13 protein-coding genes are annotated in these 16,112 nt (G+C 67.5%); 5 read left to right on the plus strand and 8 right to left on the minus strand.

Annotated elements, in window-relative coordinates:
• Positions 1 to 31: 31 nt before the first annotated feature.
• Both AB0E69_RS07595 and AB0E69_RS07600 read right to left on the minus strand, forming a co-directional pair.
• Positions 32 to 982, minus strand: a complete 951-nt coding sequence (locus tag AB0E69_RS07595) for a carbohydrate ABC transporter permease (protein ID WP_360141248.1) — start codon at positions 980 to 982, stop codon at positions 32 to 34.
• Positions 979 to 1,968, minus strand: coding sequence for an ABC transporter permease subunit (locus tag AB0E69_RS07600; protein WP_360141251.1), 990 nt, complete (start codon positions 1,966 to 1,968; stop codon positions 979 to 981). The genes AB0E69_RS07595 and AB0E69_RS07600 overlap by 4 nt, the downstream gene beginning before the upstream one ends.
• A 131-nt stretch (positions 1,969 to 2,099) precedes the next feature.
• Between AB0E69_RS07600 and AB0E69_RS07605 the strand changes: the two genes are divergently transcribed.
• Genes AB0E69_RS07605 through AB0E69_RS07615 form a run of 3 tightly spaced genes read left to right on the plus strand, consistent with a single transcriptional unit; the run spans position 2,100 to position 6,141 of the window.
• Positions 2,100 to 3,416, plus strand: a complete 1,317-nt coding sequence (locus tag AB0E69_RS07605) for an L-fuconate dehydratase (RefSeq protein ID WP_360141254.1) — start codon at positions 2,100 to 2,102, stop codon at positions 3,414 to 3,416.
• Positions 3,413 to 4,129 (plus strand): FCD domain-containing protein, encoded by a 717-nt coding sequence (locus tag AB0E69_RS07610; RefSeq protein WP_360141257.1) that lies wholly within the window; start codon positions 3,413 to 3,415, stop codon positions 4,127 to 4,129. Before AB0E69_RS07605 ends, AB0E69_RS07610 begins: the two co-directional genes overlap by 4 nt.
• An 8-nt stretch (positions 4,130 to 4,137) precedes the next feature.
• Complete coding sequence (locus tag AB0E69_RS07615) at positions 4,138 to 6,141, plus strand: glycoside hydrolase family 36 protein (protein ID WP_360141260.1); 2,004 nt, start codon at positions 4,138 to 4,140, stop codon at positions 6,139 to 6,141.
• Positions 6,142 to 6,151: 10 nt separating this feature from the next.
• Here the strand turns inward: AB0E69_RS07615 and AB0E69_RS07620 are convergent, their stop codons facing one another.
• The 5 genes from AB0E69_RS07620 to AB0E69_RS07640 form a co-directional block, all read right to left on the minus strand.
• The gene (locus AB0E69_RS07620) at positions 6,152 to 8,206 is read right to left on the minus strand and encodes a beta-galactosidase (protein WP_360141263.1); all 2,055 of its coding nucleotides are present in this window, start codon (positions 8,204 to 8,206) and stop codon (positions 6,152 to 6,154) included.
• A 53-nt stretch (positions 8,207 to 8,259) separates the two neighbouring features.
• On the minus strand, positions 8,260 to 9,111 hold the full coding sequence (locus AB0E69_RS07625) for a carbohydrate ABC transporter permease (protein WP_360141266.1): 852 nt from the start codon (positions 9,109 to 9,111) through the stop codon (positions 8,260 to 8,262).
• Positions 9,108 to 10,049 carry a sugar ABC transporter permease gene (locus tag AB0E69_RS07630; protein ID WP_360141269.1) on the minus strand — a complete coding sequence of 314 codons (942 nt, stop codon included), beginning with the start codon at positions 10,047 to 10,049 and terminating at the stop codon, positions 9,108 to 9,110. The genes AB0E69_RS07625 and AB0E69_RS07630 overlap by 4 nt, the downstream gene beginning before the upstream one ends.
• Positions 10,046 to 11,425, minus strand: a complete 1,380-nt coding sequence (locus AB0E69_RS07635) for a sugar ABC transporter substrate-binding protein (RefSeq protein WP_360141272.1) — start codon at positions 11,423 to 11,425, stop codon at positions 10,046 to 10,048. The genes AB0E69_RS07630 and AB0E69_RS07635 overlap by 4 nt, the downstream gene beginning before the upstream one ends.
• Before the next feature lie 76 nt (positions 11,426 to 11,501).
• Positions 11,502 to 12,539, minus strand: a complete 1,038-nt coding sequence (locus AB0E69_RS07640; protein WP_360141275.1) for a LacI family DNA-binding transcriptional regulator — start codon at positions 12,537 to 12,539, stop codon at positions 11,502 to 11,504.
• Positions 12,540 to 12,730: 191 nt separating this feature from the next.
• Here AB0E69_RS07640 and AB0E69_RS07645 point away from each other — a divergent pair, with 191 nt between their 5' ends.
• A complete protein-coding gene (locus AB0E69_RS07645; RefSeq protein ID WP_360141278.1) occupies positions 12,731 to 13,000 on the plus strand; it encodes a GlsB/YeaQ/YmgE family stress response membrane protein in 270 nt (89 codons plus the stop codon).
• 49 nt (positions 13,001 to 13,049) lie between these two features.
• Here the strand turns inward: AB0E69_RS07645 and AB0E69_RS07650 are convergent, their stop codons facing one another.
• Positions 13,050 to 14,069: a zinc-dependent alcohol dehydrogenase family protein gene (locus tag AB0E69_RS07650; RefSeq protein ID WP_360141281.1), complete on the minus strand. Its 1,020-nt coding sequence runs from the start codon at positions 14,067 to 14,069 to the stop codon at positions 13,050 to 13,052.
• Between the two features lie 175 nt (positions 14,070 to 14,244).
• Between AB0E69_RS07650 and AB0E69_RS07655 the strand changes: the two genes are divergently transcribed.
• Positions 14,245 to 16,110 (plus strand): hypothetical protein, encoded by a 1,866-nt coding sequence (locus AB0E69_RS07655; RefSeq protein ID WP_360141284.1) that lies wholly within the window; start codon positions 14,245 to 14,247, stop codon positions 16,108 to 16,110.
• The last annotated feature ends 2 nt before the right edge of the window (positions 16,111 to 16,112 follow it).

Consider the following 16,112-nt stretch of genomic DNA (forward strand, 5'->3'; position numbering starts at 1 on the left):
TCCCTCACAGGGTCGAGGTGAAGCGGAACGATCAGCCCTTGACAGCGCCGATCAGGATTCCCTTGGTGAAGTAGCGGGCGACGAACGGATAGATGAGCAGCACCGGCACACTCGCGACCACGATCAGCGAGTACTTGAGCAGGTCGGCCAACTGCTGGCGCTGGATGACGACCGACGCGTCGACGGCCCCGCCGCCCGTCGTGTTCAGGATCAGGATGTTCCGCAGCACCAGCTGCAACGGGAACAGATCCGGGTTCTTCAGGTAGATGAGCGCGTCGAAGTACGAGTTCCACTGCATGATCGCGTACATCAGTGCGACCACCGCGATCATTGGTTTGGCCAACGGGATCACCACTGACCACAGGAATCTCAGGTCACCGCAGCCGTCCAGCTGGGACGCCTCGACCAGCTCCTCCGGGATCGCCGTCCGGAAGTAGGTCCGGGCGATGATGACCTGCCAGACCCCGATCGCCTGCGGGACGATCAGCGCCCACCGGGTGTCCAGGAGACCAACCGACTGGACCACCAGGTACGTCGGGATGAGTCCGCCGGTGAACAGCATCGTGAACAGGATCAGGGTCATCACGAGGTTGCGGCCGACCAGCGTCCGGCGGGACAGCGGGTACGCGATCGCGATCGTCATCGTGACGCTGACGATCGTGCCGACGACCGTGTAGAACAGCGAGTTGACATACCCCTGGATGATCTGGGGATTGGCGAACACGGCGTGGTACCCGCGCAGCGAGAAGTCCACCGGCCAGAACAGCACCCGGCCGGCCGACACCGCCTCCGGGCTGCTGAACGAGCTGGCCACGATGTACAGCAGCGGCAGCAGCACGACCAGGAGGAACACGCCGAGCAGCAGGTAGACGCAGAACAGGAAGATCCGGTCGCTGCGTGGCTCGTGGATCCGGCGCGCCCGCGCCGCCCGGCGCTCGACCTTCTTGTCCGGCGCCGGCCGGAGTTCACTCAGCACAGTCATGACCACAGTCCGTTCCCGGTGACCCGCTTGGCGATCACGTTCACGACCAGCAGCAGGACGAGGTTGATCACCGAGTTGAACAACCCCACCGCGGTCGCCCCGCTGAAGTCCGCGTTCAGCAGACCGGTCTTGTAGACGTACGTCGCGATGATCTCGGACTGGCTCAGGTTCAGTGGGTTCTGCAGCAGGAAGGCCTTCTCGAAGCCGATCGCCATGATGTTGCCGACGGCAAGCACCAGGATGATCACCGCGGTCGGCATGATGCCCGGGAGGTCGACGTGCCGGATCCGCTGCAGCCGGCTCGCGCCGTCGACCCGGGCCGCCTCGTGCAGGGCTGGATCGATGCCCGCGAGCGCGGCCAGGTAGATCACCGCGGAGTACCCGGTGGTCTGCCACACGTCCGACCAGACGTAGATGTGCCGGAAGTAGTTCGGGTTGCCGAGGAAGTCGACCGCCGGCACCCCGAAGAAGCCGAGGCCCTCGTTCACGATCCCGAGCCGCGGCGACAGCACCAGGATCGTCATCGAGACGACCACCACGGTCGAGATGAAGTACGGCGCGTACGTCACCATCTGCACGGCCCGCTTGAAGAACCCGGTGCGGATCTCGTTCAGCGCCAGCGCGAGCACGATCGCGAGCGGGAAGCTCGCCGCCACCGTGTAGACCGAGAGCAGGAAGGTGTTCTTCACCAGGTTCCAGAACACCGGGTTGTGGAAGAACAGGTCGAAGTTCTGCCACCCCACCCATTCGCTTCCCCAGATGCCCTTGATCACGTTGTAGCTCTTGAACGCGAGCACAGCGTTCGACATCGGGACGTACTTGAAGACCACGAACCAGATCAGCGGGACGACCATCATCAGGTAGAGCGTCCAGTGCCTGCTGACGCTGCGGCGCAGTCCCTTCAGGCCTGGGCGCTCGCGCCGGCGCCGCCGCGGCCGGGCGGGTGTCTCACCGGCCGGTGGCCGGACAGTGGTCAGGGTTGCCATGGAATCTCCTCGCCACACCGTATTAATCCCATGAATTTCCCGGATCGTAGCGCTCAGGCCGCTGGTGGTCCATACTGAACGGCATCGAAGTTGAGGAAAGATCCCATCTATTGATCTTTGTGGGGGCCGCCATGCCGCGCATCACCTCGGTGGAGGTTGTCGATGTCCGCTTCCCGACGTCGCTGACACAGGACGGCTCGGACGCGATGAACAAGGACGGCGACCACTCGGCGGCGTACGTCGTCCTGCACACCGACGACGCGGGCCTGTCCGGCCACGGCTTCACGTTCACGATCGGTCGCGGCACCGACCTGTGCGTCGCCGCAGCGGCCCAGCGAGCGGAGCCGTTGGTCGGACGTGACGTCGGCGAGCTTTGCGACGACCTCGGAGCGGTGTACCGCGAGCTGCAGTCCGACACGCAGCTGCGCTGGCTCGGCCCGGACAAGGGCGTCGTACACCTCGCTCTTGCCGCGGTGATGAACGCGGTGTGGGACCTGGCTGCCCGGCGAGCCGGCGTACCGCTGTGGCGCCTGCTGGCCGACATGTCACCTGAGCAGCTGGTGGACGCCGCGGATCTCCGGTACCTCACCGACGCCCTGACCCGGGATCAGGCGATCACCCTGCTCGCCTCACGCGAAGGTGGCCGTAAGCAACGAATTCAGGAGCTGGAGGCAACTGGTTACCCCTGCTACACCACCTCGGCCGGCTGGCTCGGGTACTCCGACGCCAAGCTGCGCAGGCTGTGCGAGGAAGCCGTTGCCTCCGGCTACACGCACCTCAAGCTCAAGGTCGGGGCCAACCTCGAGGACGACATCCGGCGGTGCGGGATCGCGCGGGAGGTGCTCGGCCCGGACGCGCACCTGATGATCGACGCCAACCAGGTGTGGGACGTGCCCGAGGCGATCGAGTGGGTGAAGGCGCTCGCCGAGTTCGACCCGCTGTGGATCGAGGAACCGACCAGTCCGGACGACATCCTCGGCCACGCCGCGATCCGGAAGGCGGTCGCACCGATCGGGGTCGCGACCGGCGAGCACGGCATGAATCGGGTGCTGTTCAAGCAGATGTTCCAGGCCGGCGCGATCGACTACTGCCAGCTCGACGCGGCTCGGCTCGGCAGTGTCAACGAGGTACTCGCGGTCTACCTGCTGGCCGCGTGGTTCGGCGTACCGGTCTGCCCGCACGCGGGCGGTGTCGGGTTGTGCGAGCTCGTCCAGCACCTGGCGATCTTCGACTACATCGCAGTCTCCGGCACGCTCGAGCGCCGCGTCACGGAGTACGTCGACCACCTGCACGAGCACTTCGTCGAGCCGTGCGTGGTGCGGAACGGCGCGTACGTGCTGCCGACCGCCGCCGGTTACAGTGCCGAGATGTACAGGGAGTCGCTCGAGACCTACAGATTTCCGGACGGCAGCTACTGGGCCACGCGCAGCGGCGGCGAGCAGCCATGAGCCCCGTCAAGACCGGCGCCTCGCAGACCGACGTAGTGGTCCAGAGCATCCGGCAGATGATCATCGACGGCGGTCTCCGGCCCGGCGCCCGGCTCCCGGTCGAGAAGGACCTCGCCGCGGCGCTCGGCGTCTCCCGGAACGCGCTCCGCGAAGGTGTCCGGGCGCTGTCGATCATGGGCGTGCTCGAGACCCGGCAAGGCGACGGGACGTACGTCACCACCCTCGATCCGTCGATGCTGCTGGCGCCGATGGGTTTCGTCGTCGACCTCCAGGACGTCAACGGAACGCATCACCTGCACGCCGTACGGCGGATGCTCGAGACCGAGGCCGCCGCGCTGGCGGCCCGGCAGATCGACGCCGACGCGCTGGCCGCCGCGGCCGGCCTGCTGCACCGCAACGAGACGGAACTCGCGCTCGCCGAGCCCAACCACGAGACCGTGATCGAGAACGACATCGAGTTCCACCGGATCGTCGCGCAGGCCGCCGGCAACCCGGTGCTGACCGCCCTCATCGACGCGCTCGGAGGCCGCACCATGCGGGACCGGCTCCGTCGATCGATCGCTCAGCCTGGGGCGGACGAGACGTCGCACCGCGAACACCTGTCGATCCTCGCCGCGCTGACCACGCATGACCCGGACCGGGCCCGGACCCGGATGGCTGCTCATCTGTTCACGGTCGAGGACTACCTCCTCAACCGCCCGACCACCGATTGAGGCTCACCTTGCTGCGCTGGACTGCACCCGATCTGACGCTCACCTTTGTCCTCGACGACGGCCCGGTCCGGGTCGCCTTGGGGTCCGCGGACCCGGCCGGTGCGGAGTTGCAGCCGCTGGTCGAGGTGGAAGCCGTCGGATACGGCCGGGCGCCGAGCAGCAATCGGCACGTCGACACGGTCCTCGGCAAGCAGCTCCGCTACGTCCGGCACGAGGAGAGCGGGACAACCCTGCGCATCGTGCAGGAGGAAGAGCGCACCGGCTTGCGGATCACCAGCGTCTTCGAGACCGGGGCCGGTGTCCGCGCGTGGACCGAAGCGAGCATGGTCGGCGATGGCACGCTCGAACTCACCTTCCTGTCGTCGCTGGTGGTCGGGCTCACGTCGGCCGACGCGGAGCTCCTGACCGCCGAGAACAGCTGGATGGCGGAGAGCCGGTGGTCGGTCCGACCACTCCGCGAGGCTCTCGCGGACATCGTCCGTCCTCCGCACCACCACGTCGCCAGAAGCCGGTACGCCGTCACGAGCACGAACTCGTGGTCCACCGGCGAACGCCTGCCCATCGGCGTCCTGATCGAACGATCATCCGCGATCGGTTGGCAGGTCGAGCACAACGGTCCGTGGCACTACGAGCTCGGCGAAAGCCAGGCCGGGGGCTACCTACTGCTGAGCGGGCCGACCGATCAGGAGCACCAGTGGAGCGTGGAGATCGCCGCTGATCGTTCGTTCACGACCGTGCCCGTGTCACTGGTGGCGGGGACGGATCGGGATGCCGCTTTCGCCGCGCTGACGCGCCAACGTCGCGCGGTGCGCAACCGGCGTACTGCCGACGACCGGATGCCGGTGGTGTTCAACGATTACATGAACACGTTGCTCGGTGATCCGACCACGGAGAAGCTGCTGCCGCTGATCGACGCGGCCGCGGCGGTCGGCGCCGACTACTTCTGCATCGATGCGGGCTGGTACGCCGAAGGCGACTGGTGGAACACCGTCGGCGCCTGGCAGCCGTCAACAACGCGCTTCCCGAACGGGCTCGCCGAAGTGATCGACCGGATCCACTCCCACGGCATGATCCCCGGCCTGTGGCTGGAACCAGAAGTGATCGGGGTCCACTCCCCCGTCGCCGAAGAACTGTCCGACGAGGCCTTCCTCACTCGACACGGCCATCGCGTCGCGGAGTCCGGCCGCTACCTCCTCGATCTGCGCAATCCAGCCGCCCGCAAGCACCTCGACGACACCGTGGACCGGCTCGTGGCGGAGTACGGCATCGGGTTCTTCAAGTTCGACAACAACACCATGACCGGGCCTGGCACCGACAAGGGCGGTACGTCGCTGGGCCAGGGACTCCTCGAACACAGTCGGGCCCTGCTCAGCTGGCTCGACGAGCTCCAGGCCCGCCATCCGGATCTCTTGATCGAGAACTGCGCGTCCGGCGCAATGCGGATGGACTACGCCATGCTGTCCCGGCTGCACCTGCAGTCGACGTCGGACCAGGAACATCCGTTGCTCTACGCACCGATCGCCGCGGCGGCGCCGGCCGCCGTACTCCCCGAGCAGGCCGGCCACTGGGCCTACCCGATCACCGGCACCACCCGCGAGGAGTTCACCCTCGCTCTCGTCAACGGCATCCTCGGCCGGCTCTACCTGTCCGGCCACCTCAACCGGATGACGACCGACGAGCTCGACCTGGTGCGATCGGCTCTCACCGCCCATCGCGCGGTACTCAAGGACATCAGCACCCTCGTCCCCGCCTGGCCACTCGGCCTGCCGCGCTGGGACGACGAGTGGATCGCTCTCTCGCTCACGGCTTCTGACATCACCTACCTGGCTCTCTGGCATCGCCTGCCGGGTCCGTCCAGCATCTCACTGACCATTCGACCAAGCGTGATCGAACCGCACTTCCCCAGCGAAGCCGGGCCGTGGACCTACACGTCCACCGGCACCAGCCTCACTGTCACTACCACCGCCTCCGAGCCATCCGCCCGAGTCTTCCGCCTCACGCCGTCCAGCTGACGCCGTCCAGCTAAGGCTGACTCGGTTCCACCAGCACGCGGACGTCCCACGGGCCGAGGTCGAGCTTGTCGGTGACCGTGCGGTCCGCGAGTACGTCGTGCAGTGTCGCCGGAAGGTCGATGCTCAGACTGTCCCACGACCAGTTATGAACGAAACGAAGCCGCCGGCCGTCCGATGCAGTCGCTGACGTGACCGTCACGCTCGCCGGCAGGTCCGTCCACGCGGTCGGCGCAAGCCACCGGAACAACGCGGTCGCCAGCGGACCGTTGGGAACCGTGCCCACATAGGTGATCCTGCCCGCTCCGTGCGCCCGGGTCGTTATCGCCGGCCACCGCCCGAAGTGTGGATGTTGATAGCCCGCCACTACGTCGGCGCCGTCGACCTGGAGCCCGTCGGCCCACCGGGTCGCAGCTGCGTCGTCCCCCAACTCCAGTTGCGAGTCAGCGGCCGCTCGGACCGGCAGGTCCACGCTGAGGTTGCTGTACTCGTCGTACGAGACCCCAGCTGCGGCTGCGAGACCCGCTGGCATCGTGGCTGTGCGGGCTCGTGCTTCGACATCCGCGTACCCAGTGCGCGGTCCGACGACCAGGTGACCGCCGGCGGCCGCATAAGCGACCAGCTTCTCCAGGAGCGCGTCGTCGGCCAGGTAGAGCCCGGGCACCACCAGCACAGGGTCCGCGACGCCACTGAATTGGCTTGCGTGCATGATCCGGACCTGCAAGCCGGCGTCGAAAGCGCCACGGTAGAAGGGATCGAAGAGCCCGTGGTACGAGCGATCGTCCGGGCTGCCGTCCTCGTGCGAGAGCGCGGGATACTTCTGCATCAGCCACTTGCTGGGCAAGGAGTACAGCATCGTGACGTCGCTGTCCGGGGTCAGGTCCGCCACCAGACCACCGGCGGTTTCCAGCTCGGCGCCCAGCTTCGCGATCTCCCGGTACGTCCGGCCGGGCTTGCCGTTGTGCGGTACGACGCCGCCCCAATAGGTCTCCGCACCGAAGTGCAGTGTGTGCCAGTGCCAGTACTCGATCATCTTCGCGCCACGCGACACGAGTGCCCACGCTGCCTGCCGCCACTGGCCGTCGTACGCGGGTCGGTTGTCCCACGGGTAGCCGATCGACTGGGCGTTCGTCTCGGTCACCAGGAACGGCCGCTGCTGCGACGAGTACATGCGATCTGCGCTGAGATAGAGCGCCCACGTCCCTCTGGTCGTCCAGTTCTGCTGCCCTGGAGACGACTGCGGGTGCAACAGTCCGTCCTGCATCGCGTAGTACGGATTGCCGGCGGTCACGTCCAGCCGCCGTACCAGCTCGTCGTCGGCCATCGCGGGGCGTTCGTACGAGATACAAGTGGTCACGAACTGGTCGGACCGGGCGTACTCACGGACGATGTCGGCCTGCCAGCCGATGAACTCGGTCGTCTGGTCGGCCTGGAACTGCCGCCATGCGACGTCGTACTGCGGCTGGTAGTTGCCGTCCGGTGTCCACAGGTCCGCCCAGTCCGACAACCGGTGCGACCAGTAGACCAGCCCCCATGCATCGTTGAGCGTCTCGACGTCGCCGTACTTGTGCCGCAGGCTGTCCACGAACCGCTGGAACACGCCGTGGTTGTGGAACAGCTCGTTCCCCGGCTCGTTGTCGACCTGGAACCCGATGACCGCCGGATGGCTCGCGTACCGGTCGGCGATCTTGCGGATCACCCGCTCCGCGTGGAACCGGAAGCCGGGGTGGGTGAAGTCCACCTCCTGCCGCGCACCCCACGGGATCCGCTCACCGGTCCGCCGCTCGCCGGCGATCTCCGGGTAGAGCCGGACCAGCCACGGCGGTACGGCGTACGTCGGAGTGCCGAGGAGTACGGTGATGCCGCGGGCGTGCGCGCCGTCGAGGACGGGCTGCAGCCAGTCCAGGTCGAAGCGGCCGTTCTCGGGCTCCCAGGTCGACCAGACGGACTCGCCGACCCGGATCACCGAGAACCGCGCCGCCGCCATCAGGTCGAGGTCCTGCTCGAGCCGGTCGTGCGGTTGGTACTCGTGATAGTACGCAGCCCCGAAGAGCACACGCTCCTGCACAGGTTTCTCCAATGCTCGAAGGGAAAGCTCGAAGGGAAAGCTCGAAGGGAAAGTCAGCCCTTGACGCCGCCGGCCGACAAGCCGGATTGCCAGTAGCGCTGCAGCAGCAGGAACGCCGCGATCAACGGGATGACGGAGAGGAAGGACCCGGTGATGACCAGCGACAGCACCGCGCCGGTCGTGCCACCACCGGCGCTGGCCTGCGACGACCACGCGGCCAGTCCCACCGTGATCGGGTACAGGTCGGGGTTGTTCAGCATGATCAGCGGCAGGAAGTAGTTGTTCCAGGTCGCGACCAGGGTGAACAGCACCACCGTGACGATGCCTGGGGCAAGCATCCGGAGGGCGACCTGGAAGAAGATCCGGAACTCGCCCGCACCGTCGATCCGGGCCGCCTCGATGATCCCGTCCGGCACCGCGTCCTGCGCGTAGATCCGCATCAGGTAGAGGCCGAACGGGCTCACCAGCGACGGCAGGATGATCGCCCAGGGCGTGTTGACCATCCCCGCCTTGCTGAACAGCAGGTACGTCGGGATCGCGAGCGCCGTCGTCGGCACCATGATCGCGCCGAGCACGATCCCGAACATCCCCGTGTTCCCACGGAACCTGTACTTCGCGAACCCGTAGCCGCCGAGCGCACAGAGCAGGGCCGCCCCGCCCGCACTCACCACCGAGTACAGGACGGTGTTCCCCATCCAGCGCGCGAACACCCCGCCGTCCGTCGTCACCGTGTCCCGGATGTTCGACAGCAACGCAAAGTCGCCCGAGAACCACAGGCCGAAACTCGAGAACAGGTCGCCGATGTTCTTGGTCGACGCCACGAACAGCCAGAACAGCGGCAGCAGGAAGTAGATCAGCAACGCGACCATGGCCATCGTCAGCACGTTGCTTCGTCGTTCGGTCATGACCGGCTCCTCCGGGAGGTGACGAACAGGACGGCGTACGACGCGACGACGATGACCGCACCGAGGAGGAACGAGACCGCCGCCGCGTAGTTCACCTCCTGGCCGGTGAAGGCGAGCGTGTAGGCGTAGAGGTTCGGCGTGTAGCCGCTGTCGATGACGCTCGGCGCCAGCCGCTGCATCAGCTGCGGCTCGTTGAACAGCTGGAAGCTCCCGATCACCGAGAAGATCACGCAGACCACCAGGGCCGGCCGCAACGCCGGGATCTTGATGCTCCACGCCGTCCGGATCGCGCCCGCGCCGTCCACCGCCGCGGCTTCGTAGAGCTCGTGCGGCACGGCCCGGAGCGCGGCGTACAGGATGATCATGTTGTAACCGGTGAACTCCCAGGTGACGACGTTCGCCAGCGACCCGAGCATCCAGCCACTGGTGAGGAAGTGGGGCGCGGGCAGGCCGAGCGCGTCGGTGAGCTGGGTGAACGGACCGAAGTCGCGGCCGTAGAGGTAGCCCCACATCAGCGCGGCGACCACGCTCGGCACGGCGTACGGCAGGAAGATCCCGAGCCGGAAGACCCTTGCCGCCCGCAACAAGCCGCTGTCGATCGCCAACGCCGCCACCAGCGCGATCACGAGCATGACCGGGACCTGGATCAGGAAGAACAGCCCGACCCGGCCCACCCCTTCGAGCAGGCGCGAGTCGGTGAGCGCCCGGCTGTAGTTCTCGAGTCCGGCGAACACCGTGCCGCCGATCAACCGCTCCCGGAACAGGCTCAGGTACGCCGCATACGCGAGCGGCAGCACCAGCATCGCCAGGAAGACCACCATGAACGGCGCGACGAAGAGGTAGCCGGTGGAGGCCTGGCTGACACCACGCCTCCCGCGGCGGACCGCACTGCGGCTCGGTGCCCTGGACTCGAGTCTTTCGGTGACGTTGACGCTCATGGCCCGACCTTGAAGCCCTGGTTCTTCGCGTACGTCGTGGTTCGTTGCTGCCACTGGTCGAGCGCCGCCCCGGTGTCGCTCTTGTTCGCGAACGACTTGCCGACGGTCTCGTCCCAATCGTTGACGGCCTGGTCCAGGAACGGCGGCCACTGGAACTTCGTGTCCACCGTGTCGCTGATGCCCGCGAACAGCTTGTTCACCGGCTGGCCGCCGTAGAACGGCAGCGGCCGGTCGACGAACGACGAATCGGCCAGCAGCGACTTCGTGACCGGGAACAGGAACTGCTCGGTGGCCAGCATCTTGGCCGAGGTGGGATCGGTGTTGATGAACTCGGCCAGCTTCGCCGCGGCGATCTTGTTCTTCGTGCCCTGTACGACGGCCGTCGTCGAGCCACCCCAGTTGCCGGAGACGTTCTTACCGGCCTCCCACTGCGGCAGCGGCGCCGCGCGCCACTTGCCCGCGGTCGCCTTCGCGCTGCCTTCCAGGAAGACCGGACCCCACGCGGCGGTCAGCCAGGTCGCGTACTTGCCGCGGTTCAGCGCCTGGTACCAGGCGTCGTTGAAGTCGGCGTCGGCAGAGACCGAACCGTCCTTGACCAGGCCGTTCCAGTAGTCGCCGAGCTTCTTGGAGCCCTCGTCGTTCAGGTTGACCTTGACCGACTCGGCGATCGGGTTCTCGAACGGCTTGACCCCGGCCTGCCACAGCAGGCCGAACCAGACCCCGGCCTGGTTCTGCGCGAGGTTCGTCATGTAGACGTTCGGATCAGCGGCGTGCAGCTTGCGGGACGCGGCGGCGAACTCCTCCCACGTCTTCGGTACAGCGATGCCGTACTTGTCGAAGATGTCCTTGCGGTACAGCATTCCCATCGGGCCGCTGTCCTGCGGGACGGCCCAGACCTGTCCGCCGGACCCGACGACCTGCTGCCAGGTCCAGGGCACGAACTTGTCCTTCAGCGCCGCACCGCCGTACGGCCGCAGGTCCATCAGGCTCTTGGTGAGGGCGAACGTCGGGATGTACTGGAACTCGATCTGGACCGCGTCCGGGAATCCGCTGCCGGCCTTCAGGGCGGTGCGCAGCTTGGTGTACTGCGGTTCGCCCTGGCCGGCGTTGACCACCTTCACCTTGATCGCCGGGTACTTCTGCTCGAACAGGTCGACCTCCTTCTGGATGTTCGGGACCCAGGTCCAGAAGGTCAGGTCGGTCGGAGTGGTCATCGCCTTGTCGATGTCGGCCTGGCTGACGGACGGTGCCGCGGCGCTGTTGGCCGCGGAACTGCCGGCGCCTCCACCGCCTCCGCCACAAGCAGCGAGGGCGAGGGTGGCGGTCAGTGCGAGTGCGACGCCGGCGCGCAGCCGGCCTTTCGGGAACGAGAACACGGGAAACTCCTCGGAAGTAGGCAAGGCGGTGCCCAGGTAGGGGCGAGCGAGCGCGCCTACCTGCTGGGTACGTCGGTCAGGACGCGGGAGCGGTGGAGTGACGGATGATCATCCGGAGCGGTGGTGGCTCCGGTACGAGGGAGTGGTCGCCGGTCGGCGACTCGATCTCCGTGACGAGGTTCGCGATGCCCCGGGCGACATGCGCGTCGAAGTCCTGCGAAACCGTGGTGAGTGGCGGGCTCAGGTAGGCGGCCGACGGAATGTCGTCGAAACCGACCACGCTGACCTCGCCCGGGACGGAACGACCCGCCTCGGCGAGCGCCCGTAGTACCCCGATGGCCATGTCGTCGTTGGCGACGAAGACCGCGGTGACCTCGTCGTCGGCGGCGAGCCGCAGCCCGGCCTCATACCCCGAGGCGGGCAGCCAGTCGCCTTCGAGCACCGGTGGTTCCGGAGCGCCGGCCGCAGCCAGCGCTTGGCGCCACCCGTCCAACCGTTGCTGAGCCGCCCACCAGCGCTGCGGCCCGGCAACGTGCCAGACGGTTCGGTGCCCAAGGCCGAGCAGGTGTTCGGTGACGAGCCGGCCGGCGCCGGTGTTGTCGCCGCCGGTGTAGAGCGCGGGCTGGGCGGTGAGCCCGGGGAACTGCCCGAAACTCAGCACCGGAAGATCCACGTCGATCGGCTGGTCGTCACCCTCGTCGATCGGCTCGGACAGGATGATGCCGTCGACCCCCTGCTCGAGGAGGCGCTCGACCGCACCCGCGACACCGCCGGAGTCACCCTCGAGCGTGTTGGCGATGCTCAACGAGTAGCCGGTACTGCGCAGGGTCCGTTCGATCGCGACCAACTGGGTGGACGGGCCGAAGAGCGCCGTACCGAGGCAGACGACCCCGATCCGCTGGTTGCGGCCCGAGTTGAGCGCCCGGGCCGCGTTGTTACGGCGGTAGCCGAGCTCACGCATGGCGGCCTGGACGCGGAGGCGGACGTCCTCCCTCACGTACGGCTCGTCGTTGAGCACGCGGGAGACGGTCTTCTGTGAGACACCCGCGAGCCGCGCGACATCCATGCTGCCGGGACGGCGGCCACGACCGCCGTTCGGATGCGCATCGCTCATGGGCCCTCACCTTATGCCGGACAGCCGATCTGACTGCGTAGTCAGAATGTGTCTACGTAGTCAGAAACGTCAATCCCCAGTTACCCGACTGTGACCTCGCACCGGTGCGCGAATCGTTTCTCACGGGGCACCGGGAGATCGCCGCGGCCACATCGGGCCCGCGGCTCGGTAGCTAGACGAGGAACGGACACATGGAGATCATCGGAGTCATCGTCGCGGGCATCATCATCGGCCTGCTCGGCAAATTCGTCGCCCCCGGGAACAAGGACAACATCCCGATCTGGCTGACCATCCTGTGCGGGATCGGCGGCGTGATCATCGGATGGTTCGTCTACACCGCCTTCGGCGGCAACGGCAGCCCCGGCGTCGACTGGGTCCGCTGGATCGTGGCCATCGTGATCGCGGCCATTCTGGTCGTCATCGCCTCGACAGTCACCGGCCGGAACACCGCTCGCCGCTGACTACCCGCCCGCAGGTGCCGGAGCGAGCCTGCTCCGGCACCCGGGTGGATCAGACCGTGAGCAGGACCTTGGTGGCGGTGCGCTGGTCCATGGCCTGGTAGCCCTCGGCGGCGCGGTCCAGCGGCAGGGTGAGGTCGAAGACCTTGCCGGGGTCGATCTTGCGGTCCCAGATGAGTTGGATCAGTTCTGGCAGGTACTGCCGTACCGGCGCCGGACCGCCGTGGAGGTGGACGCCGGCCATGAAGAGCTCGTTCCCGGGAATCGCGACCTCGTGCGAGACGCCGACGAAGCCGACGTGTCCGCCCGCCCTGGCCGAGTGGATGGCCTGCATCATGGCCTCCTGAGTCCCGACCGCCTCGATCACCGAGTGGGCACCGAGCCCGCCGGTGAGCTCTTTGACCCGTGCCACACCCGCCTCACCGCGCTCCTCGACGAGGTCGGTGGCACCGAACTCCTTGGCCAACGCCTGGCGATCCGCATGCCGGCTGAAGGCGATGATCCGCTCGGCGCCGAGCTCCCTCGCGGCCAGAATGCCCAACAGGCCAACAGCGCCGTCACCGACCACGGCGACCGTCTTGCCCGGGCCGACCTCGGCGGCGACCGCAGCGAACCAGCCCGTGCCAAGCACGTCGGAGGCCGCCATCAGCGACGGGATCAGCTCGGGGTCAGGCATCCCCGGGGTGGCGACGAGGGTGCCGTCGGCCAGCGGGATCCGGGCCCGCTCGGACTGCGTACCGATCGTGCCCATGAGAACCCGGTGCACGCAGTACGCCTGGTAGCCGGCCTGGCAGATCTCACACGTGTTGTCGGACGCCCAGAAGGAGCCCACGACGAAGTCGCCGACCTTGATCGTGCGCACGGCCGAGCCCACCTCCTCGACGACGCCGACGTACTCGTGGCCCATCACCTGGTGATCGACGGGCTCCGCGCCGCGGTACGGCCACAGGTCGGAGCCACAGATGCAGGTTGCCGACAGGCGGATGATCGCGTCGGTCGGCTCCTGCAGCTTCGGGTCCTCGCGCTCCTCGACCTGTACGTTCCCGGGCGCGTGCATGACTACCTGGCGCATCTCGGCGCTCCTCCTCGTGACGTAACGTGCTGCCCGCATCAAGAGGGCCTCTGTGGAGTCAAGCGCGCAGGGCGGCGGCGAAGAAGTCCCTCTCGATGGGTGTACTCGGAGGGCACCCTTCAGGCCGGGTGGCATAGTGCCGGGGAGCAGTGGTGCTAGTGAGGGTGGGGATTGGATGCGGTGGGGCGACCGGTTTCGGTACTGGTTCGACAACACGATGGCTCGGGGTACGCCGGCGCTCGTAGGGCTGCTCGGGCTTGCGTCGCTGGTTCTGGTGCTGATCATGTCCGGGTTGGTGCTGCTGTTCGCGCCGGCTGACGTTCGCGCGCATGGCGAGTGGCACGGCGTGTTCTGGATGAGTCTGCTGCGCACGCTCGACCCCGGCACGATGGGTGGCGACCAAGGCGGTCTGGTCTTCCTCGGGCTGATGCTGGCGGTCACGCTCGGCGGGATCTTCATCGTCAGCTCGTTCATCGGTGTCCTCACCACCGGCCTGGAGAGCAAGATCGCCGTACTCCGGAAAGGCCGGTCGCGGATCGTCGAGCGCGATCACACCGTGGTCCTCGGCTGGTCCGAGCAGATCTTCACCGTCGTCAGCGAACTCGTGCACGCGAACCGGAGCAACCGCACCTCCTGCGTGGCGATCCTCGCCGACCTGGACAAGGCGGCGATGGACGACGCGATCCGGTCTCGGGTCCCGGACCTCGGGCGGACCCGGATCGTCTGCCGGTCCGGCGATCCTCTGCATCCCCCCGACCTCGACCTGGTCAGCCTGTCCACCGCGCGATCGGTGATGGTCCTGCCGACGGACGGACCCGACTCCGACATTCACGTGGTCAAGGTGCTGCTGTCCCTGGGTACGATCGCGGCCACCGGCGAACCCGGCCCGCACGTCGTCGCCGCGGTCGCCGACTCCACCAACCTACGAGCCGCGCAGCTGGCCGGCGGCCGGCGCGCACAGCTGGTCGGTGCGGACGACCTCGCCGTCCGGCTGCTCGTCAACGCCCATCGGCAGTCCGGCCTGTCGGCGGTCTGCGCCGACCTGCTCGCATTCGCCGGCAACGAGTTCTACCTGCGGTCCGAGCCGGAACTCGCCGGACGCACCTTCGGCGAGATCCGGCACGCCTACGAGCTCGGCGTACCCGTCGGGCTGCGCGGCCAGGACGGAACCATCTGCCTCAATCCGTCCTCGAGCGTGACGGTCGGCGCCGAGGACGAGGTGATCGTGCTGGCCGAGGACGACACCCTCATCCGGCTGGCGGAGCGTGCGCCACACCTCGTCGAGGCCGCGATCTCGCCCCGGCCGCGCCACGACCCCGCGCCGGAGCAGACCCTGATGCTGGGCTGGAACAAGCGCGCACCCCAGATCATCGACCTGCTCGACAAGTTCGCGTTCCCCGGGTCGCACCTGCAGATCGCCTGTACTGGCGCGGCCGACCACGTGGCTCCACCGACCACCAACCTCACCGTCGAGCTCACCACCGCCGACCCGACCGATCGAAATGACCTCGAGCGACTCGATCCAAGAGCCTGCCGGCACGTCATCGTCCTGTCGTCCGACGGTCTCGGCGCGCAGGAGGCCGACGCGAGGACTTTGATCACCCTGCTCCACCTGCGCGACCTCGCCGAGGGCCTCGAGCCGCCGTACTCGATCGTCAGCGAGATCAACGACGACAACAACCGGGCGATCGCCGAGGTCACCCGCGCCGACGACTTCGTGGTCAGCGACAAGCTGATCAGCCTGCTGCTGACCCAGCTGACCGAGAACCGGCACCTGGCCGAGGTCTTCGAGGACCTCTTCGATCCGAGCGGTGCCGAGATCTATCTCAAGCCCGCCCCGGGCTACCTGCTCCCGAACGCGCCGGCCAACTTCAGCACGGTCGCGGAGGCAGCCGCCCGGCACGGTGAGACCGCGATCGGCTACCGGATCTACACCGAGTTCTACCGGCCGCCGGCGTACGGCGTCGTCCTCAACCCACCCAAACACGCCCCGCTCACGCTGACCGAGAAGGACCGCGTCATCGTCCTCGCCGAAGACTGACC

Source organism: Kribbella sp. NPDC026611 (assembly GCF_040638345.1).
Taxonomy (GTDB): domain Bacteria; phylum Actinomycetota; class Actinomycetes; order Propionibacteriales; family Kribbellaceae; genus Kribbella.